Source organism: Steroidobacter cummioxidans (genome assembly GCF_003104955.1).
Window position 1 is genome coordinate 35,339 of the sequence record NZ_LSRW01000096.1, and the last position, 24,065, is coordinate 59,403.

General features: G+C 62.4%; 17 protein-coding genes. 4 read left to right on the top strand and 13 right to left on the bottom strand.

Translation table 11 applies throughout. The features are described 5' to 3' along the window. Positions 1-60: 60 nt before the first annotated feature. From D0550_RS31520 to D0550_RS31540, 5 genes are all read right to left on the bottom strand, one after another. Positions 61-2,775: a UvrD-helicase domain-containing protein gene (locus tag D0550_RS31520; protein WP_116813160.1), complete on the bottom strand. Its 2,715-nt coding sequence runs from the start codon at positions 2,773-2,775 to the stop codon at positions 61-63. Further along, positions 2,723-3,430, bottom strand: coding sequence for a UvrD-helicase domain-containing protein (locus D0550_RS31525; RefSeq protein WP_116813161.1), 708 nt, complete (start codon positions 3,428-3,430; stop codon positions 2,723-2,725). The genes D0550_RS31520 and D0550_RS31525 overlap by 53 nt, the downstream gene beginning before the upstream one ends. Further along, positions 3,423-6,053: a PD-(D/E)XK nuclease family protein gene (locus D0550_RS31530; protein ID WP_161966179.1), complete on the bottom strand. Its 2,631-nt coding sequence runs from the start codon at positions 6,051-6,053 to the stop codon at positions 3,423-3,425. Before D0550_RS31530 ends, D0550_RS31525 begins: the two co-directional genes overlap by 8 nt. Before the next feature lie 47 nt (positions 6,054-6,100). Next, complete coding sequence (locus tag D0550_RS31535) at positions 6,101-7,369, bottom strand: aminotransferase class I/II-fold pyridoxal phosphate-dependent enzyme (protein ID WP_116813163.1); 1,269 nt, start codon at positions 7,367-7,369, stop codon at positions 6,101-6,103. Between the two features lie 102 nt (positions 7,370-7,471). Continuing rightward, positions 7,472-8,218 carry a maleate cis-trans isomerase family protein gene (locus D0550_RS31540; RefSeq protein WP_116813164.1) on the bottom strand — a complete coding sequence of 249 codons (747 nt, stop codon included), beginning with the start codon at positions 8,216-8,218 and terminating at the stop codon, positions 7,472-7,474. Between the two features lie 238 nt (positions 8,219-8,456). Here D0550_RS31540 and D0550_RS31545 point away from each other — a divergent pair, with 238 nt between their 5' ends. Both D0550_RS31545 and D0550_RS31550 read left to right on the top strand, forming a co-directional pair. Further along, entirely contained in the window at positions 8,457-9,206 is a 750-nt protein-coding gene (locus D0550_RS31545) for an electron transfer flavoprotein subunit beta/FixA family protein (protein ID WP_161966180.1), read from the top strand. Beyond that, positions 9,206-10,150 (top strand): electron transfer flavoprotein subunit alpha/FixB family protein, encoded by a 945-nt coding sequence (locus tag D0550_RS31550; RefSeq protein WP_116813165.1) that lies wholly within the window; start codon positions 9,206-9,208, stop codon positions 10,148-10,150. The genes D0550_RS31545 and D0550_RS31550 overlap by 1 nt, the downstream gene beginning before the upstream one ends. A gap of 75 nt (positions 10,151-10,225) precedes the next feature. Here the strand turns inward: D0550_RS31550 and D0550_RS31555 are convergent, their stop codons facing one another. From D0550_RS31555 to D0550_RS31575, 5 genes are all read right to left on the bottom strand, one after another. Then, on the bottom strand, positions 10,226-10,705 hold the full coding sequence (locus D0550_RS31555) for a peroxiredoxin (RefSeq protein WP_116813209.1): 480 nt from the start codon (positions 10,703-10,705) through the stop codon (positions 10,226-10,228). Positions 10,706-10,764: 59 nt separating this feature from the next. Next, the gene (locus D0550_RS31560) at positions 10,765-11,397 is read right to left on the bottom strand and encodes a GntR family transcriptional regulator (RefSeq protein WP_116813166.1); all 633 of its coding nucleotides are present in this window, start codon (positions 11,395-11,397) and stop codon (positions 10,765-10,767) included. Positions 11,398-11,612: 215 nt separating this feature from the next. Next, entirely contained in the window at positions 11,613-12,530 is a 918-nt protein-coding gene (locus D0550_RS31565; protein WP_116813167.1) for a hydroxymethylglutaryl-CoA lyase, read from the bottom strand. Between the two features lie 19 nt (positions 12,531-12,549). Continuing rightward, on the bottom strand, positions 12,550-14,265 hold the full coding sequence (gene ilvD / locus D0550_RS31570; protein ID WP_116813168.1) for a dihydroxy-acid dehydratase: 1,716 nt from the start codon (positions 14,263-14,265) through the stop codon (positions 12,550-12,552). A gap of 86 nt (positions 14,266-14,351) precedes the next feature. Next, entirely contained in the window at positions 14,352-15,737 is a 1,386-nt protein-coding gene (locus tag D0550_RS31575; protein WP_116813169.1) for a class II 3-deoxy-7-phosphoheptulonate synthase, read from the bottom strand. 192 nt (positions 15,738-15,929) lie between these two features. Here D0550_RS31575 and D0550_RS31580 point away from each other — a divergent pair, with 192 nt between their 5' ends. Together D0550_RS31580 and D0550_RS31585 are read left to right on the top strand one after the other, a co-directional pair. Further along, positions 15,930-17,087, top strand: coding sequence for a saccharopine dehydrogenase family protein (locus D0550_RS31580; RefSeq protein WP_116813210.1), 1,158 nt, complete (start codon positions 15,930-15,932; stop codon positions 17,085-17,087). 87 nt (positions 17,088-17,174) lie between these two features. Then, positions 17,175-18,149 carry a ketopantoate reductase family protein gene (locus D0550_RS31585; RefSeq protein WP_161966181.1) on the top strand — a complete coding sequence of 325 codons (975 nt, stop codon included), beginning with the start codon at positions 17,175-17,177 and terminating at the stop codon, positions 18,147-18,149. Between the two features lie 14 nt (positions 18,150-18,163). Here the strand turns inward: D0550_RS31585 and D0550_RS31590 are convergent, their stop codons facing one another. The 3 genes from D0550_RS31590 to hrpA all read right to left on the bottom strand — a co-directional run bounded on the left by D0550_RS31590 (position 18,164) and on the right by hrpA (position 24,006). Then, positions 18,164-19,492, bottom strand: a complete 1,329-nt coding sequence (locus tag D0550_RS31590; protein ID WP_116813171.1) for a serine hydrolase domain-containing protein — start codon at positions 19,490-19,492, stop codon at positions 18,164-18,166. A 15-nt stretch (positions 19,493-19,507) separates the two neighbouring features. Beyond that, the gene (locus tag D0550_RS31595) at positions 19,508-19,972 is read right to left on the bottom strand and encodes an anthrone oxygenase family protein (RefSeq protein WP_116813172.1); all 465 of its coding nucleotides are present in this window, start codon (positions 19,970-19,972) and stop codon (positions 19,508-19,510) included. 131 nt (positions 19,973-20,103) lie between these two features. Further along, a complete protein-coding gene (gene hrpA / locus D0550_RS31600; RefSeq protein ID WP_116813173.1) occupies positions 20,104-24,006 on the bottom strand; it encodes an ATP-dependent RNA helicase HrpA in 3,903 nt (1,300 codons plus the stop codon). Positions 24,007-24,065: the final 59 nt, after the last annotated feature.

A 24,065-nucleotide genomic window follows, 5' to 3' on the forward strand; every position in this document is an offset into this window, starting at 1 on the left:
CGATTGAGGTCAGATGACAGGTGCCGCGGTGAGTCGAGGGGGCGGTTGGCGGCAGCTGCCTCACTCGACGCGCACTTCTCGCCACTGTTTCATCAACGGAAAGTACAGCGCTGCGCGCACGGGCTGTTCCGGGCGAAACAGTTTCATCAGTCGGGCGTAACGTTGTAACTGATCGCGGTAGCGACGCACTTCATCGGCGAGGAATTGCTCCAGGCCGCCGCCTTCGTGCGAGCCGGTTTTGAAATCGACGATCCAGCGCACGCCGTGCTCGTCGACGAACGTACGGTCGATGACGCCGGAGAGGATTTCGCCGGCAAAGACGCCCGTCAGGGCCAGCTCCGATTCGGCTTCGGTCAATTGTGACGACAGGCCGAGCAGCCAGCGGCCGCGGTCATCAGCGAGGGTTTGCCCCATCGCGGCGACGACTCGGTCGGCCGCGGCATCACATCGATCGGGGGGCACGCCCAACTCGGCCAGTTCGGCACACAATCGTGCTCGATTCGGCGCTGGCGTGGCGCGGTCGGCGCCAGCACGGACCAGACGGTCCAACTCACGATGCACCAGTGTGCCGATGTGGCGTGCGGTTTGTGACGCCCAGTCGAACTCGATCTTGGCATCCAGATCGCTGACATTCACAGGCTTCGCCGTAACTGCCGTATCCGCGCTCGGCGGCTGCCATTGCAGCGGCAAGCGGCGCACACGAACGGAAGGCGTCGCTGCGAAGGCGAAGAGATCCTGTTGCGGCTTGGTCTGCACGCTCGACTCGAAATGAGATTTCACTTCCGGCCAGAGCAGACGAAGCATCGATCCATTGAGAGGTTCGCGCAGCTCCGCGCCCTCCTCCGTTTCTTTCACGCGCACGCGGCCGAGCAGATGCAGAACTCGCTTTGCGCGTGTCGCCGCCACGTACAACAGTCGGCCGCGCTCGCGAGCGCTGCGCTCACGTTCCAGCAGTTCGATCCAACGATACATCGGATCGGAATCGGCGCCCGCGGCCTTGATCGGGGCGAACACGATGCCGCCGTCGTGGCCTGGGATACGCGTCCAACGCATCAGCTCACGACTTTCGCCACGTAACAGCCGATCGAGCGCCGGCAGGATGACCACGTCATATTCCAAGCCCTTGGATTTGTGGATCGTCATCACTTCGACGCGAGCACGGTTCTCCGGTCGCGGTCGAGCAAACAAACGATCCAGCTGTTCCTCCAGGCGCGCAGCATCGTCGAGATCGCCGGCAATCTCGATGTTATCGAGTCGATGCAGACAGGCGTCCGCATCGTCGAGGTCTTGAGGGCGGTGGAGCGTCGCCGGGCCGCCCAGGGCGTTCCAGGTGCGCTCCACCCAATCCCGCAGAGACAGCCGTCCTCGCTGAGCAAGCGCGGCTTGAAGGATCGAGTGCACGCGAGTGACCCGCTCGCGGCCGTCGTCGCTGAGTGTTTCGCTCGATTCCAGCGCACGAGCCAGCAGTTCGTTGACCGTCGATGCTCGATTGTTGCCAACGATCGCGTGCAGATCGTTCAACGTGAGACCACACCACGGCGCGCGCAGCACCGCCAGCCAGGATGTCCGGTCTGCAAGATGCAATAGAGCGCGCGTCAGAGCGGTCAGGTCCTGTACGACAGGTCGGTCGAGCAGCGCCTCGATCTCGATGGCCTGGAAATCGATGGCAGCCGCATGCAGCTGGCTCGCGATCAGACCCACATGCGAGCGCGCGGTGACGAGCACCGCGACCGTCGTGTCTGGATCTTCGGCAAGACTCTTTCGGATCAATTTCACGACGTGACGAGCTTCTGCCAGCTCATCCTTGTCGAACGACGGATGCACCTTCACACCGCCTCTCGTGCTCGACAATGCGGCCACGCTCGGGCTGTAGCGCACGGCGCCCTGTTCGGCATTGTCGGTGGGCGAAAGCACGCCGGGGAACACGCGATTGACCCACTCGATGATGGGCCGCGTCGAGCGGAAATTGGAAGTGAGCTGCAACGCTTCGAGCCGCACGTTGCGCAAGCCTTGTCGCTGCAACTGCAGGAACAAACCCACTTCGGCCTGACGGAAACGATAGATGGATTGCATCGGATCGCCGACGCAAAACAGGCTGCGTCCATCGCCTTCCGTCCAGCCGGCGGTCAGTCGTTCGAGCAGATCGAGCTGCCCGAACGAGGTGTCCTGGAATTCATCGACCAGCAGATGTTGCAAGCGATAGTCGAAGGCGAGCGCCAGGTCCGTCGGCTCCTCGCTCGAGCCCAACGATTGCAGCGCTCGCAACGCTGCTTCGATGTAGTCCGCCTGCCCTTGCGATTGAAACGCGATCTGCAATTCAGCGACGCCGACGGGCAGCACGGCGAGCAATGCTTCCAGAATCGCCCACTGCTCCTGCGAATACCTCGGACGCGGCAGCGTGCGCAGCGCGCCCAGTTGCTCGATCAGCTCCTCATCCTGAGCCAGCTCAGCGAGCGCACCGAGCATTCGCTCCTTCTCCTGCGGATGCGTCGTTGGGAAGCCGCTCTTCTTCGTGACGGTCTGATATGGCGAGCCATCGCGCTTCAGGAACACGCTGGCAAGTGCCAGCCATCCATCGATGGTGTCGCTGTGGGCATTCGGGCATGCGTGGGCGTTCGAGCACGCCTCCAGTAGCAGCCGCTTCTCTTCGTTGACGCCGGTCGTGTCGCGCAGATTGGACGCGGCGAATACGGCGAGATCCCAATAATCCCGACGGCGCACCTCATTCATCAGCCCGCACAGCGTCGTGAGGTGACGCTTGATGACGTTCTGCAAGGNGGTTTTTTGTTTCGAGCACGTCGCGCAAGTTGTCGTATGCACCGGCGCTGACGATCTGGTGCAACCACTGGTCGCGCTTGGCAAGCAGCTCGCACAGCAGATCCGCGAGCAGATCGGTGCGATTGCCCAGATGCACGATCAAGGATTCGAGGTGCTCGGCCACCGACGAGCCTTCACCGAGTCGTTCGATCAACCGCCGTGCTGCCGTTTCATATAACGGCCACGGATCTTCGGCTGGCTCCAACGCAGAGCCCGTGCCTGCGAGGATCGGCAGACGACGTGCGAGCGTCGAGTTGAGCGCATCGATGGTTTGGATACGCAGGCGCGAAGGATGTTCGGCCAGTTTCCAATGCCGCTCTCTATCGGCTGCACGCACGGCACGCGCCAGTTCCCATGTCGCAAGCTTGTGAGCCGACTCGGGCGCGGGTCCTGCGGCTGCCTCGATGGAAAGCAAAATACGATTGCGCATTTCCGCAGCGGCCTTGCGCGTGAACGTGATCGCAAGGATTTGCTCCGGATGCTCGACCGTCGCGAGCAGCCGCAGATAACGCTGCGTCAGCAGCTCGGTCTTGCCGGAGCCGGCGGGCGCCTGGACGATGAACGAGCGCGTCGGATCGAGCGCGCGCTTGCGGGCGGCAGCGTCGCTACTCATCGTGATGCTCCGCTTCGTCTTCCTGTGTCTGCTCGCTGATTCGGCAGAACGCGCTCAAATGGCAGTGCGTGCATTCCTGCGGTAGCGGATCGACCGCGGCCTGCCCTGCGACGAAATTCTCCGCAAGCTGCGTGAGCGTCTTGCGCCAGTGTTCCACCAACGACGGCCAGTCGGGTGGATGCTCGGGTCGAAGACGCACGTGACCCGGATAGGCGGAAACACCCTCACCGATGTACGCACCATCGCTCCAGCCGCGATACTCCACCGCGCCTGCAGCCAATACGACGTACGCGAGACCGCGCAGCGATTCACCGTGCGCCAGTCCATACAACGGCAGCTGCGGTCGCAACGGGCGTCCCGGTCTCGTATCGAGCCACTGCCGCGGCGAGTGCGAGTCACCGAGCTTGTAATCGATCAACAAATGCCCTCGGGTGTCCAACTCATCGACGCGGTCCGGCTGCAAGGTGATGGACAGGCCGCCGATGGCGTACGGCTCAGATTTTTCCATCAAGCTCAACGTGAACGAAGGCCGCTGCTTCTCCACGGCCAACAGCTGCAGCACTTGCTTGGCGACATTGCTGGCTTCCAACGCCGCAAGGCGCTGGCGATAGCGAACCGTCGGCTGCAGCGCCTGCATCGTGTGGCGCTCGGCGCTAGACCACACACGTTGCGCCAATGTTTCTTCATCGACCGCGAGCAGTCCGGCGTGACTTCGCAGCGAGCTCCAGATCTCTTCGAGCACTCGATGCAGAATGATGCCGCGATCGATGGGCTCGACGCCGATGCTCACCGTCGGCATGTCCTCGGCGCCCAGACGAATCTGCGCCTGGGCTCGGAATGGGCAGCGCGATTGCAACTCCAGCGTCATTGCGCCGCCTCGGGCGGTTCTGACCGTCAAGCGTGGAGCAACCTCGTCGCTCATTTGTTCGAGTAGCGGGCGCTGATCGAACAGCGTTCGTCGTAGCGGTCGCACCGAGGCAATCGCGATATCACTGCCTTTGACCGTCGGCCAGGGCGACAGCATTGGACTTGGCTGCAGCTCCGCCTCGCCTTCCTGTCGCGGCCAGCTCAACATCACTTCAGGCGCGCTGCGGGTCCAACGTGCGAGCCTCGCTTGCGACAGCTGCATCACGCCTTCGGCCGTCGCTTCGGGAATCTTCGCGGCGCGTTGCAGGGCGACCGGCAACAAAGGATCGGGATTGACGGGCTCGGGCAAGCGCGCGGCATCGAGGCCTGTGACCCAGGTGGCATCGAACGTCATGCCAGCAACGGTGGCAGGATCGATGACGGTGATCGAGGTGGCCTGCGTCTCCGGCTCGAACGGTGTGTCTCTCAGCAGCTCTTGCAAGCGCGACAACGCTGCGGCTGCCGACAGCGGTGCAGTCACGGCATCCAATGTGCCGAACTCGGCGAGCGCCGTATGAAACTTCGCAACGGTCTGATGCTCGACGCTGCTGAGCGAACGTTCCCCGGGCCAGCCGACCATGCGCAGCCAGTTGTGGAATCGCTCAGCCCAGGCGCTTGCGCCGACCGCTGAGGTCTTGCCGCGAATCTCTCCACCGATATCGCGCGCGGCCTGTGCCAATCGATCGCAGCCCGTGGCGCTCGCCCAGCGCTCCAGCTCGAACCAATCCCAGCGATCGCGCTGCTCTTCGCGCAGGCGAAAGTCGGCCATGGCGCGACGGTCTTGCTCCGCTTCGCCCCCGGCGATGAAGGGTGAACGTAACAAACGACCTGCATGCGTCGCCGGACGGTCATGCAAGGCGAACTGCAGTACCAACAGCGCCGCATCCACGACCGGATACGACGCAAGCGGTGCTGGCGCCGCGATCACCACCGGAATCTTCGCCGACTCAGCCTGGATGTTTCGCTGGCCAGGTGCGAATACATCTTCGAAGACTCGCTGTACTTCGGCGCGACGTGACTGCAAATCGGCGACGACGATACCCACCGTGCTCTTGCCCGTCGCGAGCTGCGCGCGCGCCCATCGAGCGGCCAGCTCCAATTCATCATCTGCATCGCGCGCGGCGACGACGATAACGGAGCGCGATGTCCGCTCGTCTGCTTCGATGTCGGCTATCTTGCCCTGCCCGCGCCAACGCTCGATCAAGCGTGCGACCGATGGCGGAATGCTGTCGAAGCCTGCCAGCGCCAATGTTTCTTCGGGCACGAAGTTCGCATCGTGCGCCCAATGGGCAAGGCGCGTTTCATCGATGGCTTGCAGTTTTTCGCAGCGACGCAGGAACTCGGTGCACCAGGCGTGCAGCGCGCGCCCTTCGGTGCTGTCGCTATTGTTCAGCGCTGCAAGCGGAATCAGATATTCCTGCATTCGTCGCCAGCTGCGTGCGGCGAGTCGGGCGGCGTTGGACGGATTGAGCAGATCCTCGCCCCACGAACTGTCGTTCACCAACGTATCCCACAGAATTCGCGCTTGGGCGTTCGTCAGCAAACGAGCGTGATGAGCGTGCGTGCCAATGGCTCGTGCTTCGAGCCATTGCTGAGCAAGCCAGGTCGACCACGGCAGAATGCGGGGCGTGCGCCAGACGGATTGCCCGAGATTCTGCGCATGCTGGGCATAGCCCAGCCGCAGCGCATGCGCGAGCCTGCGGCTCGCGGTGAGCACCGTGACGCCCTGGTCTAAAAGCGAATGGAGCCGCAATGCCCCTTAACTCATGACTGGCGGACGACCTTCAGATCCGGCGCCGCGCGTGACACAGGCTCGGCCCCATCGGCGTAGCTGTCGAACAGTTCCTCCATGCGGCGGAACACGTCGGCCAGCACTTCGGGCCGCGGCAGATTGGTGATGCGGAAGTGCGTCTTGTAAGGCGTGTTGAAGCTGGTGCCCGGCGCGAGCAACACATGCTTGTGTTCGAGCAGGTCCATGGCGAAGCGCTGGTCGTCGAAGTTCGGCAGCACGCCGTCCTTCACACCGATGAACGCATAGATCGCACCGCGCGGCGCATGCACCTGCAGATACTTGCTCTTCGCCACGCCATCGAGAATGGCCTGGCGCGATTCATACAAACGACCGCCCGGACGGGTCAGCTCTTGAATGCTCTGATAGCCGCCGAGCGCAGTCTGCACGGCCCACTGGCCCGGCACGTTGCTGCATAGCCGCAGCGACGACAGCTTGTCGAGTGCGCTCAAATATTCGCGAGCCGATTCGACATCGCCCGAGAACGACACCCAGCCGACACGATAACCGCACGCGCGATAGACCTTCGACAGGCCCGACATGGTGGCGCACAGCGTGTTCTGCACGAGTGTCGCCATCGGCACGAACTTGGCGTCGTCATAAACGATCTGGTCATAGATCTCGTCCGAGAACACGACCAGATGATGACGCTCGGCGATGCGAGCGATCGCTTCGAGCGTGTCGCGCGAATACACCGCACCGGTCGGATTGTTTGGATTGATCACGACGATGGCCCGGGTGCGGCTGGTAATCAACGCCTCGATCTCTTTCGGATCGGGCTCGAAACCGTTCTCGGCATGACACGGGTAATGAACCGCCCGGCCGCGATTCAAATTCACCGCCGCCGTCCACAACGGATAGTTCGGCATCGGCACGAGCACTTCATCGTCGGTGGACAGCAAGGCACGCAGCACCAGATCGATCAGCTCGCTGACGCCGTTGCCCATGAACACTTCATCGGCGCTCACACCCCGCACGCCGCGGCTCTGCTGCTGCATCACCACCGCTTCGCGCGCCGGGAAGATGCCCTTTTGATGGCTGTAGGCTTCACTGGCCTTGAGGTTTTCGATCATCGCCAGGCGCATGGTCTCGGGCGTACGGAAACCGAACACGCCGGGATTGCCGATGTTCAGCGGGATGATGTCGTAACCCCGGCGCTCCATTTCATGGGCGCGCCGTGCCAGGTCGCCGCGAATTTCATACTTCACGTTGGCGAGGCCGGCACTGGGGCGGATGGTACGCATAAGACTCGAGCTGACTGGATGAAACGACCGGCCAGGAAGATAACAGAATCCGCCCCGGCGAAGTGCGTACAGGTTCAAGCCTCTGCAGGCGCTACAGCGCCCTCAATGCTCGGTCAGCAGCGACCCGAACCCCTCGATCTTGTCCTCGATGCCCGTGCTGCGCAGTGCATGCCAGTAGGTGCAGGTGTTCACGGCCAGCACCGGTTTGCCGAGCCAGCGCTCGGCTTCGCCGGCGATCGAGGCGAACGCCAGGTTCGTGCCCACCTGCAGGATCAGTTCGACGCTGCTGTCGTCCACCTCGCGGACCGCGCGGCGCAGGCGTTCGGGGGACTCGTGCGCCATGAGCAGCGGGCTGTTGCTCTTCAAGCCCAGCAGATTCACGACCTCGAACCCGCTGTCGGTGAACAAACGGCGCACCTGGGCGTCGCCCGAGGGCATGTAGGGCGTGATGAGGCTGATTCTTCGAATCCCGCCGTAGCGCTGAATCGCGGCCTGGCAGGCCTGCACGCCGAGGATGACCTTCACACCGGCCCGTGCCTCCAGGTGAGCCTGGACGGCATTGGCGTCCATCACGCCTTCCCAGAAGGTCTCGGCGTTCATGCCGCAGACGACGGCCGAAGGCGAACAAGCCATGACTGCGTCGAGGGCGCCTTCGACGTTGCTGCGGACCTGTCCCATCATGGCGACAAACTCGCTCTCGGTGCCGACCGGCGAGTCGGGAATGACGACGCGGGCCATCTGATTGGTGATGCCGCGCGGCCGCATGGCGTCGAATTCCGGCTGGACGATGGTGTTGGTCGCCGGGGCGATCACACCGAATTTCAGACGGGGAGCGAGTGCATCTGGCATGTGGGGGGAGCAAAGTGCTTCAGGTTGAGGCCCGGCAGTGTAGCTGTTTGTCGACCGCTGCCACCGGTGACCGAATTCCACTTCTCGAAATGCACCGGCAAGTTCGGCACTTTTCCCCTGCGGAACATGGCAGTACGCGACACCCTGTCGATTGACTCGAAAGCCCCATTCCAGTAGCGTGCCCGGCCGCTGCGGCGGCCTGCAGCCCCTCTCTATTGCTGATTTATCGGAGCCGAAGTTGAGCAAGATTCTGGTGGGCCTGAAGCGCGTGGTGGACTACAACGTCCGCGTTCGCGTCAAACCCGACGGCACGGGTGTCGTGACCGACGGCGTCAAAATGAGCATCAATCCTTTCGATGAGATCGCGCTGGAAGAAGCCCTGCGCATCAAAGAGCAAGGCGGCGCGACTGAAGTCGTGGTCGTAAGTATCGGGCCCGCCGACACTCAGCAGCAGCTTCGCACCGGTCTCGCCATGGGCGCCGACCGCGCCATCCTCGTGCAGGCCGACACTGCAGTTGAGCCGCTCGCCGCCGCCAGGATCTTCCTGAAGCTCATCGAGAAAGAGAGCCCGCAGATCGTATTGCTCGGCAAGCAAGGCATCGACGACGACAACAACCAGACCGGCCAGATGCTGGCTGCGCTGTGGGATCGTCCGCAGGCCACGTTCGCCTCGAAGGTCGAGCTGGAAGGTGCCAAGGCCAAGGTCACGCGCGAAGTCGACGCGGGCCTGGAGACCATCGAAGTCGACCTGCCGGCGGTGCTCACCACCGACCTGCGCCTGAACGAGCCGCGTTACGTGAAGCTGCCGGACATCATGAAGGCGAAGAAGAAGCCGCTCGAGACGGTCGCAATCGCGAGCTTGGGCGTCGACACCGCGCCGCAGTTCAAGACGACCAAGTACGAGCCGCCCGCGGCGCGTTCGAAAGGCATCATGGTTAAGGATGTGGCCGAGCTCGTCGCGGCCCTGAAGCAGAAGGGGCTCGTGTAATGGCCGCCAAGATTCTCATCGTCGCCGAACATGCCGGCGGCAAGCTCAATCCCTCCACCGCCAAGTGCGTGGCCTGCGCCAGCACGATCGATGGCGCGCAGATCGACGTCGCCGTGTTTGCGACCGATGGCGCTGCTGTCGCTGCCGAAGCTGCGACGATCCAAGGCGTGAAGACCGTACTGACGGTCAACAACGCTGCGAACGCTGAGCCCCTCGCGGCCGTGCTCGCACCGCAGGTTGCCGCAGTTGCTGCGAACTACACGCACGTGTTCGGTCCGTCGACCACGTTCGGCAAAGACTTGATGCCGCGAGTGGCCGCACTGCTCGGGGTCGGTCAGTTGAGCGACATCATGGCGGCCGAAGGTGCTTATAAGTTCCGTCGTCCGGTGTACGCGGGCAACGCAATCATCACCGTCGAAGCCCCGCAGGATAAGAAGCTGGTCGCGACCGTCCGTACAGCATCGTTCCAGGCGGCGGCCCAAGGCGGTAGCGCCGCGGTCGAGGCTGCGAATGTTTCGGCCTCGCTGCCCTCTCACACCCGCTTCGTGTCTCGCTCGGCTGCTGCGACCGGTCGTCCGGATCTGCAGACCGCGCCGCGCGTCGTCTCGGGCGGTCGTGCGCTCGGCAGCTCGGATAATTTCAAGATCATCTTCAGCCTCGCCGACAAGCTCGGCGCCGCTGTCGGTGCATCGCGTGCGGCGGTGGACGCGGGCTACGCGGCCAACGATCTGCAGGTCGGCCAGACCGGCAAGATCATCGCGCCGGAGCTGTACGTTGCGGTCGGTATCTCGGGTGCGATTCAACACCTGACCGGCATCAAGGACGCACGCACCATCGTCGCGATCAACAAGGACGCTGAAGCGCCGATCTTCGAAGTGGCCGACGTGGGTCTCGTGGGCGATCTGTTCACGGTCCTGCCGGAGCTGGAAAAAGCGCTCGGCTGATCCATCGCTCCACTCAAAACAAAGGCCGCCGCGTTATGAGACGCGGCGGCCTTTTTATTTGATGGAGCAGAGCGCTTAGAGCTGTGTCAGCACGTGCTCCGCGCTCGACACCTTGAACTCGCCCTTCTGCTCCACGTTCACCTGCTTCACCACACCGTCATCCACGACCAGCGAGAAGCGCTGACCCCGGATACCCATGCCGAAGCCCGTGGCGTCCATGTCGAGGCCCAGTGCCTTGGTGTATTCGGCGTTGCCGTCGGCCAGCATCTCGACCTTGCCGTCGGCATTTTGGGACTTGCCCCAGGCCTTCATCACGAACGCGTCGTTGACGGCCATGCAGGCGATCGCATCGATGCCCTTACCCTTGATGTCACCGGCCTTCTCGACGAAGCCCGGCAGATGCTTGGCATCGCACGTAGGCGTAAACGCACCCGGCACCGAGAACAGCACGACCTTGCGGCCTTTGAAGAAGTCCTCGGCGCTGACTTTCTGCGGTCCATCCTTGGTGATCTGCGTGAATGTGCCCGCAGGCATTTTGTCGCCGACTTTGATCATGACCATCCCCTCGTTGCTGACGTGAAAGCGGAACCCGGCATTGTAGTGCCGAACCCGAGTCAGACAACTAGAGTTCCACGCGCACCGAGAATGTGTGAGCGCATCAATGCCGAGCTCCAGTCGCCGTCGCGTGCTTCCAGCGCCCGAACGATTTCCAGATGATGCGAGGCACTGCGGATCAGGTCTTCATCCTGATACGTGTTGAAGGATTTCAACATCAGCGGCGCTTCGATCAACGAGTGCAGTGCCGCCACCAGCCGCGGGCTGCCCGCGAACTCGTGAATGCGACGATGGAAGTGGCTGTTGAGATGCCCGACACGTTCGAGGTAGCCCTCGGGCTTCGCCAATGTTTCGTGATATTGATCTTCGGCGAGCTGGCGCAGCTCGGCGATGCCCTCCCCGGTGATGCGCCGGGCGGCCCGTGCCGCTCCATAGGACTCGAGCATGGCGCGTAATTCATACACGTCATCGCGATCTTCGTGGGTCCATTCGGTGACGATCGCGCCTTGATGCGGGACGAACTCCAACAGCCCTTCGGCGTGGAGTTTTCGCAACGCCTCCCTCACTGGTGTACGACTGACCCCTGCGACTGCTGCGACTTCCTGCTCGGTGATGCGGGCGGATGCTGGATACACGCCGCGCACGATGCGTTCACGGACGGTGTGATACGCCTTGTCCACTGCCTTGGCCATGGTGCTCCTTCAAACATTCTGTGATGGAGACCCGGTAATGCGCCGCTGCATAGTGATTGGGTATGAACGGGTCTCGTATGAGACCAGTGTATACGCGGCCCTTCATGCCAAACAGTAATATACACATTCCATTCACTAACTTAAGTTAGGGGCACGAACCCTGCCGAAGTGAGTCCACTCCGGCAGTTGGACGGTTCAGGCAGGAAAGACCCCTATCAGGCTGATGCTCTTGAGGTTCCGACCGGGAAGCCGCCGGCTTTGGAGACCATGCTCGGGACCGCCTTGCCGCGCTGTTCGCCGAGCCAGCGGGCAGTTTCGATCAGCAGAGTGAGATCGATGCCGGTGTCGTATCCCGCCCGAGACAACATGTACACCAAATCTTCCGTGCCGACGTTTCCTGTCGCATTCGGAGCGAACGGACATCCGCCGACGCCGCCGACGCTGGCATCGAGCGTGTTCACACCGGCGAGCACAGCGGCGTATGCATTCGCGACCGCTGTATTCCGTGTGTTGTGAAAGTGACAGCGAATGGCGACATCGCCGACCGCGCTACGCACCTGCTCAACCAGCGCAGTGACTTGACTCGGAACCGCAACACCGATGGTGTCGGCGAGCGCGATCTCGAGCGGATTGGACTGGGCGAGTCGACGGCAAATATCGACAACACGCGATGCCGGTACTTCACCTTCAAAGGGACAGCCGAATGCCGTCGACAACGTCACCTGCATGCGCACGCCGGCCTCACGAGCGAGCGGCGCGATTTCTTCGATGGCGCGAATGTTTTCTTCCATCGTCGCACCCTGGTTGCGCTCGCTGAAACTATTCGTTGCGGCGGTGACCAGACCGACTTCGGTGCAACCGGCCGCGAGCGCACGGTCGAAGCCTTTGCGATTCAGCACCAGGCCGACATATTGAACGCCGGGGACTTTCGGCAGGCCCGCGAGCACCGCTTCGGCATCCGCCATCTGCGGCACGCGTTTGGGATTCACAAAACTCGCCACTTCGATTCGCTTCAATCCGGCGGCCACCAGCCGACCGATCAATTCCAGCTTGGTCGCCGTCGACAATACTTCAGGCTCGCTCTGCAATCCGTCGCGCGGTCCCACTTCCACAATCTCAATCGCTCGCGCCATTTCTAACTCTCGACTTCTCTCAATGACCTTCGCAACCGTCGCCGTCAGTGATCGCGCCCAACGACGCGCTGCTGACTTCGCGGGCATATTTTGCGAGCACTCCGCGCCGGGCATAAGGCTCGGGTGATTTCCAAGCGGCGCGCCGCTTCGACAACTCTTGCTCGCTCAACGCGACCTGTATCTCACGCGATTGCGCATCGATCGTGATCTGGTCGCCATCGCGGATCAGGCCGATTGGCCCGCCGACCGCGGCTTCCGGCGCGATGTGACCTACGACGAATCCTCGGCTGCCGCCTGAGAAACGACCGTCGGTGATCAACGCGACTTTGTCCGCGAGGCCCGCGCCAGCGATCGCGCTCGTCGGACTCAACATTTCACGCATTCCTGGCCCACCTTTGGGGCCTTCGTAGCGAATTACAACTACATCGCCCGCTTCGACCTTGCCATCGAGAATGGCCTGCACCGAAGCTTCTTCGCCATCGAACACGCGTGCACGGCCGGTGAACGACAAGCCTTCCTTGCCCGTGATTTTCGCAACCGAGCCTTCCGGCGCGAGATTGCCATACAGCACGACGAGGTGGCTGTCCGGCTTGATGGGCTTGTTGAAGGCGTAAACGATGTCCTGATTCTTCGGATAGGGCTTCACGCTCTTCAGATTCTGCGCAAGCGTCTTGCCGGTGACGGTCAAACAATCCCCGTGCAGCAGCCCCTCCTTCAGCAGAATCTTCATCAGCGGCTGAATGCCACCGATGCGCACCAGCTCCGACATCATGTATTTGCCGCTCGGGCGCAGATCGGCGAGCACCGGCACTTTCTTACCGATGCGAGTGAAGTCATCCAGTTCGAGCTTCACATTGGCCGAATGCGCAATGGCGAGCAAATGCAGCACCGCGTTGGTCGAGCCGCCGAGTGCGATGACCGTGGTGATCGCATTCTCGAACGCTTCGCGCGTCATGATCTGCGACGGCGTGATGCCCTGCTTGGCAAGTTTTACGACCGCCTTGCCGGCGTTCACGCAGTCCTGAATCTTTTGCTTCGACACCGCGTCCTGCGCCGAGCTGTTCGGCAGGCTCATGCCCATGGCCTCGATTGCAGACGCCATGGTGTTCGCGGTGTACATGCCGGCACAGCTGCCTGGCCCCGGAATCGCCTTGCGCTCGATCTGGTCCATTTGTTTCTTCGTGATCTTGCCGCTGGTGAAGGCACCGCGCGCTTCGAACACGGAGATCACATCGAGATGGCCCGGGCCCGGACGAATGGTGCCGCCATAGACGAACACGGCCGGGCGATCCAGGCGCGCCAGCGCCATCATGCAGCCGGGCATGTTCTTGTCGCAGCCGCCGATCGCGACCACGCCATCGAAGCCCTGCGCGCCGGAGACCGTTTCGATCGAGTCTGCGATCACTTCGCGTGACACGAGCGAGTAACGCATGCCCGGTGCGCCGTTGGAGATACCGTCGGACACCGTAATCGTGCCGAATGTCGTGCTCTTGCCGCCGGACGAATCGACCGCGGCCGCGGCGGCCTTGGCCAGCTTGTCGATGTGCATATTGCACGGCGTGAGATTGCTCCAGGTGGAGGCAATGCCGATCGCCGGCTTCTTGAAGTCCGCATCCTTATAGCCGACGGCCCGCAGCATGGCGCGGCTGGGCGCCTGCTTCAGACCATCGACGACTTCACTGGAATAGCGGCGAAAATTGACGGCGGGCTTGGCTGCTTGCTTTTTCGTGGCCATGACGTACGCGCAAAGGAAGACCAGCGACGACCGCTATTGTAGTGGTCGTCGCCGAAGGCAAGGCAAGTTATTGGAGCTTCAGCTTCTTAGATATTGATAGTGGCGCTCTTCTGCGCGCCTTTTTTCGCGTGCAAACCGGCGATTCGCATGGCCAGTTCCAGCGCCTGCTCGTAGTTCAGACGTGGATCGACCTGCGATTTATAGGCGCGCGCGAGGTCCGCATCCGTCAGACCCCGAGCGCCACCCGTGCATTCGGTGACATCCTCACCTGTGAGCTCAAAATGCACACCCCCGAGCCAAGAACCCAATTCGCGGTGGATTCGGAAAGCCGACTCCAGCTCGCTGACGATGTTTTCGAAGCGCCGTGTCTTCAGGCCTGAGGTGGCCGTCTCGGTGTTGCCGTGCATGGGATCGCAGATCCACAGCACGGGACTGCCGGTGGCACGCACTGCCTGAATCAGCGGCGGCAGACGCTTCTCGATGTCTTTCGCGCCCATGCGATGGATTAGCACGATCCGGCCGGGCTCGTTATTCGGATTGAGGGTCGCGATCAGGCCCTGCACCCACTCCGCGCTCATCGATGGGCCCACTTTGATGCCCAGCGGATTGGCGATACCGCGGAAGAATTCGACGTGCGCGCCGTCGAGCGCCGCGGTACGCATACCGATCCAAGGCATGTGCGTGGACAGGTTGTACCAGCGCTGCGAGCGCGGGATGTAACGCGTCTGCGCTTGTTCGAGCAGCAGATGCAATGCTTCGTGACTGGTGTAAAAGCGCGTCGTCGTGCTCTCGTGGATCGGCTGACCCGAGGCTGCTTCGAAGAAGTCGAGCGATTCGGAAATCGAGTGCACGACCTTCTCGTACGCCTCCTTCGAGGGCGAATGACGCAGGAAATCCAAATCCCAGTATTCGGGGTGATGCAGGTCGGCAAAGCCGCCGTCGATCAGCGAGCGGACGAAGTTCAGCGTCAGGGCCGAGCGCTCGTAGCCCCGCAACAGCAACGACGGATCGGGTGTGCGCTCTTCGGCCGTAAAGCCCGGACGATTGACGTTCGCGCCCCGATAGCTGGGCAATGTCACGCCATCGCGGGTCTCGGTGTCGGCCGAGCGAGGCTTGGCATACTGACCGGCCATGCGGCCGACGCGGATCACCGGCTTCTTCAAGCCATAGACCAGCACCAGGCTCATCTGCAGCAGGATTTTCAGCTTCTTGGCGATCTTGTCGGACTCGCAGTCCTCGAGCGTTTCGGCGCAGTCACCGCCCTGGAGCAGGAAGCGCTCCCCGCGCTGGGCCGAGGCAATCTGCTCTTTCAGCGCTTCGACCTCCCAGGACACCACCAGCGGCGGCAGCCGGGACAGCTCGGCGACGACGCGGTCGAGTGCGGCCTGGTCCGGATAGGTGGCCTGCTGCTGCGCCTGCCTGGACTGCCAGCTGGACGGATGCCAATGAATCAGGTCGGGAGTGCGCGTCATAGCGGGATGGGAGCCTAGCACCCGAGCAGTGCGAAGCAAACGGACCGAAGTCGAAATTGCATACAGTTGGGGCAAAAAATACGCCGGTGCGGAGCCCCCTGACTGCCCGGGCCGGCATAACGTTTACAGTTCCGGGACTTCCGGCCTTTAATGACCGCCGCCCAGCACACCTCGGACGGCACAGGAGCACGCATGGCCAAGGTTCTGATACTCGGTGCCGGCAAGATCGGCGCGCTGATTTCCGGGCTGCTGGCGGAGTCCGGCTCATACGAGGTGCATCTCGGGGATGTGAGCGCCGAGGCCGCCAACGCCGTTGTGAGTGCGCATCGCCTCACCAATCTGCACGCGCACCATGTTGATGCAGCCAATGCCGAAGCGCTGCGCGCCCAATTGCAGAGCCATCCGGTAGATGCGGTCATTTCCAGCCTGCCCTACTACTGCAACGTTGGCGTTGCCGAGGCTGCGCGAGCCGCCGGCACGCACTACTTCGATCTCACCGAAGACGTCGAAGTGACGCGCGCGGTTCGCAAGATCTCCGAGGGCGCAGGCCAGGCTTTCGTTCCTCAATGCGGTCTCGCGCCAGGCTTCATCTCCATCGCCGCGAATGAATTGATCGGCCACTTCGACGAGCTGCGCGCGGTCAAGCTACGTGTCGGCGCCCTGCCCCAGCATCCCAACAACGTCTTGAAATATTCGCTGACCTGGTCGACCGAAGGCCTGATCAACGAATACGGCAATCCTTGCGAAGCCATGGTCGATGGCCGGCGCCTGGAAGTCGCACCGCTCGAAGGTCTCGAAGAGATCGAGATCGACGGCACGCTCTACGAGGCCTTCAACACCTCGGGAGGCTTGGGCTCGCTTGCCGAAACCTATGGTACGCGTGTGCAGAACATGGACTACAAAACCATGCGCTATCCGGGTCATTGCGAGCAGATGCGATTGCTGATGAACGATCTGAAGCTCAATCACGATCGCGGCACGCTCAAGCGCATCCTCGAAAACGCCGTACCGCAGACCTTGCAGGACGTGGTGGTCATTTACGTTGCGGTCACCGGCAAACAGGACGGTGAGCTGCGCGAGGAGAACTACGTCAACAAGGTGTATCCGCAGGTGATCGCGGGCCGGCTGTGGTCGGCGATTCAAGTCACGACGGCGTCGGGCATTTGCGCCGTGGTCGATCTGGTGATCCACAGCGGCGGCAAGCATCACGGCTTCGTGCGTCAGGAAGACTTCCGGCTGCAGGACGTGCTGACGAATCGGTTTGGCAAGCACTACGGCGCAGTGGGCGGCAAAGAGGTGTCCGGCCACATCGTGGTGAGCGGACAGACCGGACATCAACGCAGGCACTGACCTGCTCGCATTGCCGCTACCTGCCTCTGCCACTGAGTCGGCAGGCTTGATAGCCTGTCGACTTGGATGCATCGATTGGAGACTTCAGTGGCACGTAGTGAGTTCGCGATCGTGGGCGCCGGCGCGCTCGGTTCCATTCTGGCCGCCCATCTGGTTCGTAGCGGACATTCGGTCGCCCTGCTCGCTCGCGGGCAACGCGCTCAGCAGGTGCGAGAGCAAGGACTTCGTATCAAGGGCGTGAGCGAATTTTCCACCCCCGTTGAAGTCCTCACGGATCCGGCGCAACTGCGCGAGACCGGTGCGCTCATCATCGCCACCAAGACGCCGGGATCCGAGCAGACCCTGGCATCGCTGAGTCACGTGAAGGTCGATCGAGCGCTGTCGGTTCAGAACGGCGTGATGAAAGATGACCTGCTGGCACAGACCTACGGGCGCGAGCGCACGTTAGGCTCGTTGGCTGACACCAGCGGTGAGCTGCTCGCCTCGGGCGAAGTGCTGTTCACGCGCAATGTGAATTTATTCGTCGGCGAGCTCGACGGTACGATGAGCGATACGGCGCGCGCTATCGTGAAAGCCATCGACGATGCCGGCGTGCGCGCGACGCTGATGCCGGACATCGTCTCGCGCGAATGGAGCAAATTCGTGGGTTGGGTGGGCTTTGTCAGCCTGTCACTCACGACCCGCGCCATCACGTGGCGTTTCTTGTCCGATCCGGATGCAGCGCTGCTCATCGTGCGATTGACGCGCGAACTTGCGTCGTTGGCAAAAGCGCTGGGGATTCAGCTCACGGAAGACCGGGCGATCCTGCCGTTGGGCACGGTGCTCGATGGCACCGAGGCGCAGGCGGTCGCGGCCGTGCAGAAAGCAGGCGCCGATTATCAGACGAAGGCACCGGAGCACCGTATGTCGGCGCTACAGGACCTGCAAGCCGGGCGAGCGCTCGAGATCCATGAAACGTTGGGTTATGCGCTGCGTAAAGCGCAGGAGCTGAATCTTTCGTTGCCGCTGCTGGCGAGTTTTTATTCGTTGGTCAGCGCGATCGACCGCACGCGGGATCGCTAGCTCCGTAAGTTCGTTCAGCGCGCTTTCAAGTACGCTGCCACGGCTTTGAACGCTGGCAGCGAGGTGGGATCGATCAGCGTGTTCTGCGCCTTCGGAAACGATGCGAAGCGCACCAGAACCATCTGCGCGGATGGATCGATGTAGATCGTCTGCCCATGCACACCACGGGCGGCGATCACGCCCTCATTGCCGGGGTACACCCACCACATGCTGGTATAGCTGCCGCCAATCAGCGCCGGATAGGCGGTGCCGAATTTCGCAGGGTCGCCGCCTGCACGAATCTTCCGCACCACCTCGGCTGGAAACAACCGCTGTCCGTTGATGACGCCTTCATTCAACATCAGCAAACCCAGACGTCCAAGATCCCGCAGACCTGCACTGAGGCCGCCGCCGGCGAATGGCACGCCCTTGGCATCGACCGTCATGTACGCGTCCTGCTCAGCACCCATCCTGCGCCACAGTCGTTCGGAGGCGAAATCGGTGACCGACTGGCCGGTGGTGCGCGAGATGATCCAGCCCAGCATGTCCGAATTGACGGTCTTGTAGTGAAAGGCTTCGCCGTGGCGGCCCTCGGGCTGCACCTGCTGGAGATAATCCCAATAGCCATTGGGTCCTTTGTACTCCGGCGGCTTGGGCAGCGGACTCGCGGCCGCCGAGTAGCTCCAAATGTCTGCCTTGGGATCGGAATAATCTTCGGAATAGCGCAGGCCCGTGGTCATGTCCATCACCTGCCGCACGGTGGCGGAGGCAAAGGCGCTGTTGGCAATCTGGGGAACGATGGCGGCAACCCGGGCCGTGTCGTCGAGCTTGCCCTCCACGACCAGGATTTCCGCCAGCAGACCGGTCAGCGATTTGGTCATCGACATGGCCGCATGTTTGCCGGCCGCATCGAGACAACCGAAGTAACGTTCATAGACAACCCTGCCCTGGTGCAGGATCAGCATGCCGTCCGTGTAGTTCGCATCAAGCGACTCTCGCCACGTCATCGGTCGATCGCTGCCGATCGGCAGGAAGGTCAACGCGTCGATCTCGCGTCGCCGACTCGCCAGTTGCTGCGCCGGGAGATATTGAAGCGGAACCGGGGCCCCCAGGCCACGACTGATTTCTTTCGTCGGCAGGAGCTCACGCAGGTGACACACCGACCAGCGCAGGCGCGGGAAACTGAAATAGACCGTATCGGGCTGCGTGATGATTCTATTTTCCGGGGGCGGAAATCCTTGCATCCAGCCCATCACTTTGGGATCGGATTGCTGTGCCGAAAGTGGCGGCGTTTGCGCGCCTGCCGCAGTGGATGCGAGCGCGAGGGCAAGACCAGCGGCAACAGCGAACGTATCGCCGAACATGCTCTGACTCCAGTCTTAGCGCGAAATCTCGATCACGAACGCCACCGTTGCGAGCAGACACGCGATAGTTCGCACATGGTTCCAGCGCGTCCACGGGCCGCGATAGGCATGCCATTGCGTTTCCAGGTCGTTGGCGGACGGTGAGACGGCCTCCAGCTTCTCGTTCAGCGGCACGTTGCACGCCATCGTGACGCCAATCGAGCCGACCAGATAAAGCAAGGCACCGGCCACCACCAGCGGGGAATTGAGCAGGCCCACGAGCAGCACGACACACAGCAGTGCCGTGCCGAAGAAGGCGAGAAAGAACAGCGAATTCAGGATCACGCGGTTGATGCTGTTCATGGCGGCGATGGCGCCTGCGGCGGGCAGGCGATCGAAGGCACGCATCACGGTGTTGGAGAAGATGAAGAACAAGCCGCCGTTGAGGCCGCTGCCCACGGCGGCCAGGATCAGCAGTGTGGTCCACAGATGGGCCTTCATAAGTCCCCCGTCCGATGCGTCGACCTTACTGCAATCCTGCCTCTGCGGCCACGCCGTTGCGGCAGGGAGCAACGGCCGCTACTGGTTCCCTTTGCCCTGACGCTGTTTTCGCTATCGCGGCAGCGGGCCACTCACGCGGCGCGCTGAACCTCGACCCTCGCCTTCTCAATCTGATCCGCGATGCGCTTGTCGGACACGGGCAAGACCGCTTTGAGGTCTTGGGCAAACAGTGAGACGCGGAACTCTTCGATCATCCATTGCAGACGATCGAGCTCAGGATGGGTTTCTCCCTGCGGCGCTTGTGATCGCAGACGTTGATAGGCCTGCGTCGCCGGGGAGATCTGTTTCATCAACTCTGCATCGCGTTTCTGATTGCCTGGCGCTTTATCGAGTCGGCGCGTCAGCGCTTTGAAATAGCGCGGCAAATGCGGCCACAGCGCAGTCGGCACGCTCGCAGGGAAATCGCCCGGTACGAGCATTTGCAACTGCGCTTGCACATCGGTCCGCAGCGTCTGGAACGTGGGGCCTTCGAGCGCTGCAAGCTTCATGCGCGCATTTCTCAACTCACGCAGCGCCGATGCCGTGTGTTCGATGACCCGATCGGTTACTTCACCAAACCGGGCACGATGCTTATCCAATAACGTATCGAACTGCGCGGCCGAACGTGGCAAGGTGCTCTCCTCGCTCAAGAAACATTCGACGAAGCACTTCTCCGCCAGCGCTTCGGCGATGGGGCGCGAGTTATTCAATCCCTGCGCGAGCAGCATCAGCTCGCTGCGCTCCGAACAGCGTTTGCGGGCGTATTTGAACTGCTCGGGCAGCGCGAGAATGGCGAGCCGCAGGACGCCTAAACGCAACATGCCTTCGGCGTCCACCAATGTGGCCGCCTCGGCGACTTCGACACCGTCACCGCGATCACGCAGGGTTGGATAGACCGAGAAGCGCAGTCCGCGTCGTTGCACGGATTCTTCGACCGCAAGATCACCGAAGTCCCAACGACGACGCACGCCGCCGGAAGGCGCCGCCTTCTGCTCGCCGGATTTGGCTTCGGTTTCTCGAACTGCGCGTTTGAGTGCGGCGAGATCGCGGCCCTCGGCGAGGGTCTTGCCATCCAGATCGGCGACGCGGAAGTTCACGCGCAGATGGTCTGGCAAGGGAAGTGCAGCCACTTCCTCGGTCGTCACCGTCGTGCCGCCCACGCGAGTGACCCACTCCGCCACGGCGGTGTTGAATTCCTTTGACTCGTCGATTTCCGCCGCAGCGCGTGCTGCATGCTCGGGGACGGGAACGAAGGCTTTTCGGATCTGCTTTGGCAGACTGCGCAGCAGCTGGGTGATCGTCTCGATGCGCCAACCGGGAATGGGCCGTGAGAAATCGCCAACGACCGCGTTGCTCAACAGCGGTTTCGGCAACACGACCGTCACGCCGTCGCTCGCCGAGCCCGGCTCGAAGCGATATTCCAGCGGTAGCTCGTTACCCGTGATCGCCATGACGGGCGGAAATTCCTGCGGCGTGATTTCGGACGCGTCGCGACGGGTAATGTCCGCCGTGGTCATCTGCAGTTGCTGTGCATGACCTGGCGTCCTCAGCCACTTCTCCAGCGCCGACACCGAATTCACCGTCGCAGGCAATCGCGCCAGATAAAAGTCACAAAGCGCCTGCTCATCGGCGAGGATGTCGCGACGGCGGACCTTCGCTTCCATGACTTCGATCTGCTGGCGCAAGCGGCGATTGTGTTTGAGGAAGTCCGCTTTGATGCGCGAGTGCCCTTCGACCAAGGCTTCTCGCACGAAAATCTCTTGTGCTTCGCGCGGTGACACGTTGCCCAGATTGATTCGTCGACGTGAGGACAGCGTGAGGCCGTACAACGCGACGGACTCGAAGGCCGCGACGAAGCCGCGATCCTCAACCCAGTGCGGCTCGCTATAGCTGCGCTTGATCAAATGCGCACCGGCAGACTCGATCCACTGCGGCTCAACGGCAGCGACCGTGCGCGCGTACAGGCGCGTCGTTTCCATCAAGTTCGCGGCGACCACCCATTTCGGCGGCTTGCTCGCAAGCGGCGTGCCCGGTGCGACGACGAATCGCGTGCCGCGGGCGCCATCGTATTCGCGCTTCTCATCGAGCGCACCGATGTTGCCCAAAAAGCCCGTGAGGATGGCTTGATGCAGATTTGCGTAATCCGCTGGCGCGCTGTTGGCCTTCAGCTCCAGCTCCTTGACCGTCTCGCTCAGCTGCCGATGCAATTCCTGCCACTCGCGAGCGCGCATGAACGCAATGAAGTTCTCGCGACACCATTTGCGCAGCTGGCTGCCGGATAACTCCGCAACCTGGGTTTGATACGCGTTCCACAGATTCAAGACGGCAACGAAATCCGAGCGCGGGTCGGCGAACACCGCGTGTTTTTGATCCGCTTGAGTCTGGGCATCCGACGGCCGCTCGCGCGGATCCTGGGCAGAGAGGAACGACGCGATGACGAGCATCTCTGCAAGGCAGCTGTGATGACTTGCCGCTAACAGCATACGACCGAGCCGCGGATCCACGGGCAGCGACGAGAGCTGGCGCCCCAGGCTCGTCACACGACGATCGTCATCGACAGCCTTCAACTCCTGCAGCAGTCGATAACCATCGTTGATCAAGCGCGTGTCGGGCGGATCGACGAACGGAAAGGCCTCCGGCTCGCCCAATTCCAAGGCGGCCATTTGCAGGATGACGCTCGCCAGGTTCGTGCGCAGCACTTCGGGCGGCGTGAACGCCGGACGCAGATTGAAATCGTCTTCCGCGTACAGGCGAATGCAGATACCCGGCGCCTCACGACCCGAGCGGCCCTTGCGTTGATCGGCGCTGGCTTGCGAGATCGGCTCGATCGGCAAACGCTGCACCTTGCCGCGCACGCTGTAGCGGCTGATGCGCGCAAGGCCCGAGTCGACGACGTGCCGAATACCCGGCACCGTCAGCGAGGTCTCGGCGACGTTGGTTGCGAGCACGACCCGGCGTGAACCGTGCTTTTCGAAGATCTTTTCCTGATCGCGCGTCGACAGCCGCGCGTACAGCGGCAGCACTTCGGTCCCGTGCAGGCGCGCTTTGGACAGCGCATCGGCGGCGTCGCGGATTTGTTTTTCGCCCGGCAGGAACACGAGCACATCGCCCCGGTCCACGCGATCCAATTCCTGGACCGCCGCGACGATGCCTTCGTCCAGGGACAGTTCGTAGTCATCTTCGTCGGTCCCGGTCAGCGGCCGATAGCGCACTTCGACGGGATAACTGCGGCCGGAGACTTCGATGATGGGCGCACCACCGAAGAACTCGGCGAAGCGCTGCGGATCGATGGTTGCCGACGTGATAACGACGCGCAGGTCCGGTCGCTTCGGCAGCAGGCGCTTGAGCACGCCGAGCAGGAAATCGATGTTGAGGCTGCGCTCGTGCGCTTCGTCGATGATCAGCGTGTCATAGCGGCGCAGTAACCGATCGTTCTCGAGCTCACGCAGCAGAATGCCGTCGGTCATGAGCTTGATACGGCAATCCGGCCCGGTGCGATCGTTGAAGCGCACCTGATAACCCACTGCACCGCCGACGGTGGTTTGCAGCTCCTCGGCGAGGCGATTCGCGATGGCGCGAGCGGCGATACGTCGAGGCTGGGTATGACCGATCAGGCCGAAGGTGCCAAGCCCCGCTTCCATGCAGATCTTGGGCAGCTGTGTCGTCTTACCGGAGCCGGTGGCACCGCAGACCACGACGACCTGGTTTGTTTGTAATGCCTTTGCAATCTCTTCGCGATGCGCGGTGATCGGCAGGCCGGCGTCGTACTCGACGCGCAGAGGCAAGGCTTTCAGACGCGCGATGGTGGCTACCGACGCCTCGATCGACTGGCGCAATTGAAGAACGGCGCCGTCGGGCTCCGCAGGCGGAGTACGGCGCGCGAACAGGCGATCCAGCTCCCGCGACAGGCGTGGCCGGTCGGCGAATCGCGTGTGGGGCAGCTGATCGCGCAGCGCCAGCAGCGCCGCGGTATAAGAGGAATTCGGGGTACTCATCGCGCAGCCGACTTGTATGCGATTGCCCCGGCAGGTTTCAAGTGGCCCGATACCTTCAA

Excerpts from the sequence above, each read along its gene's own strand:
- D0550_RS31550 (WP_116813165.1), top strand. The coding sequence starts at position 9,206 with ATGGCCGCCAAGATTCTCATCGTCGCCGAACATGCCGGCGGCAAGCTC.
- D0550_RS31575 (WP_116813169.1), bottom strand. The coding sequence starts at position 15,737 with ATGACGCGCACTCCCGACCTGATTCATTGGCATCCGTCCAGCTGGCAG.
- ilvD (WP_116813168.1), bottom strand. The coding sequence starts at position 14,265 with ATGGCCACGAAAAAGCAAGCAGCCAAGCCCGCCGTCAATTTTCGCCGC.
- D0550_RS31540 (WP_116813164.1), bottom strand. The coding sequence starts at position 8,218 with ATGCCAGATGCACTCGCTCCCCGTCTGAAATTCGGTGTGATCGCCCCG.
- D0550_RS31555 (WP_116813209.1), bottom strand. The coding sequence starts at position 10,705 with ATGATCAAAGTCGGCGACAAAATGCCTGCGGGCACATTCACGCAGATC.
- D0550_RS31565 (WP_116813167.1), bottom strand. The coding sequence starts at position 12,530 with ATGGCGCGAGCGATTGAGATTGTGGAAGTGGGACCGCGCGACGGATTG.
- hrpA (WP_116813173.1), bottom strand. The coding sequence starts at position 24,006 with ATGAGTACCCCGAATTCCTCTTATACCGCGGCGCTGCTGGCGCTGCGC.
- D0550_RS31535 (WP_116813163.1), bottom strand. The coding sequence starts at position 7,369 with ATGCGTACCATCCGCCCCAGTGCCGGCCTCGCCAACGTGAAGTATGAA.
- D0550_RS31590 (WP_116813171.1), bottom strand. The coding sequence starts at position 19,492 with ATGTTCGGCGATACGTTCGCTGTTGCCGCTGGTCTTGCCCTCGCGCTC.
- D0550_RS31560 (WP_116813166.1), bottom strand. The coding sequence starts at position 11,397 with ATGGCCAAGGCAGTGGACAAGGCGTATCACACCGTCCGTGAACGCATC.
- D0550_RS31580 (WP_116813210.1), top strand. The coding sequence starts at position 15,930 with ATGGCCAAGGTTCTGATACTCGGTGCCGGCAAGATCGGCGCGCTGATT.
- D0550_RS31595 (WP_116813172.1), bottom strand. The coding sequence starts at position 19,972 with ATGAAGGCCCATCTGTGGACCACACTGCTGATCCTGGCCGCCGTGGGC.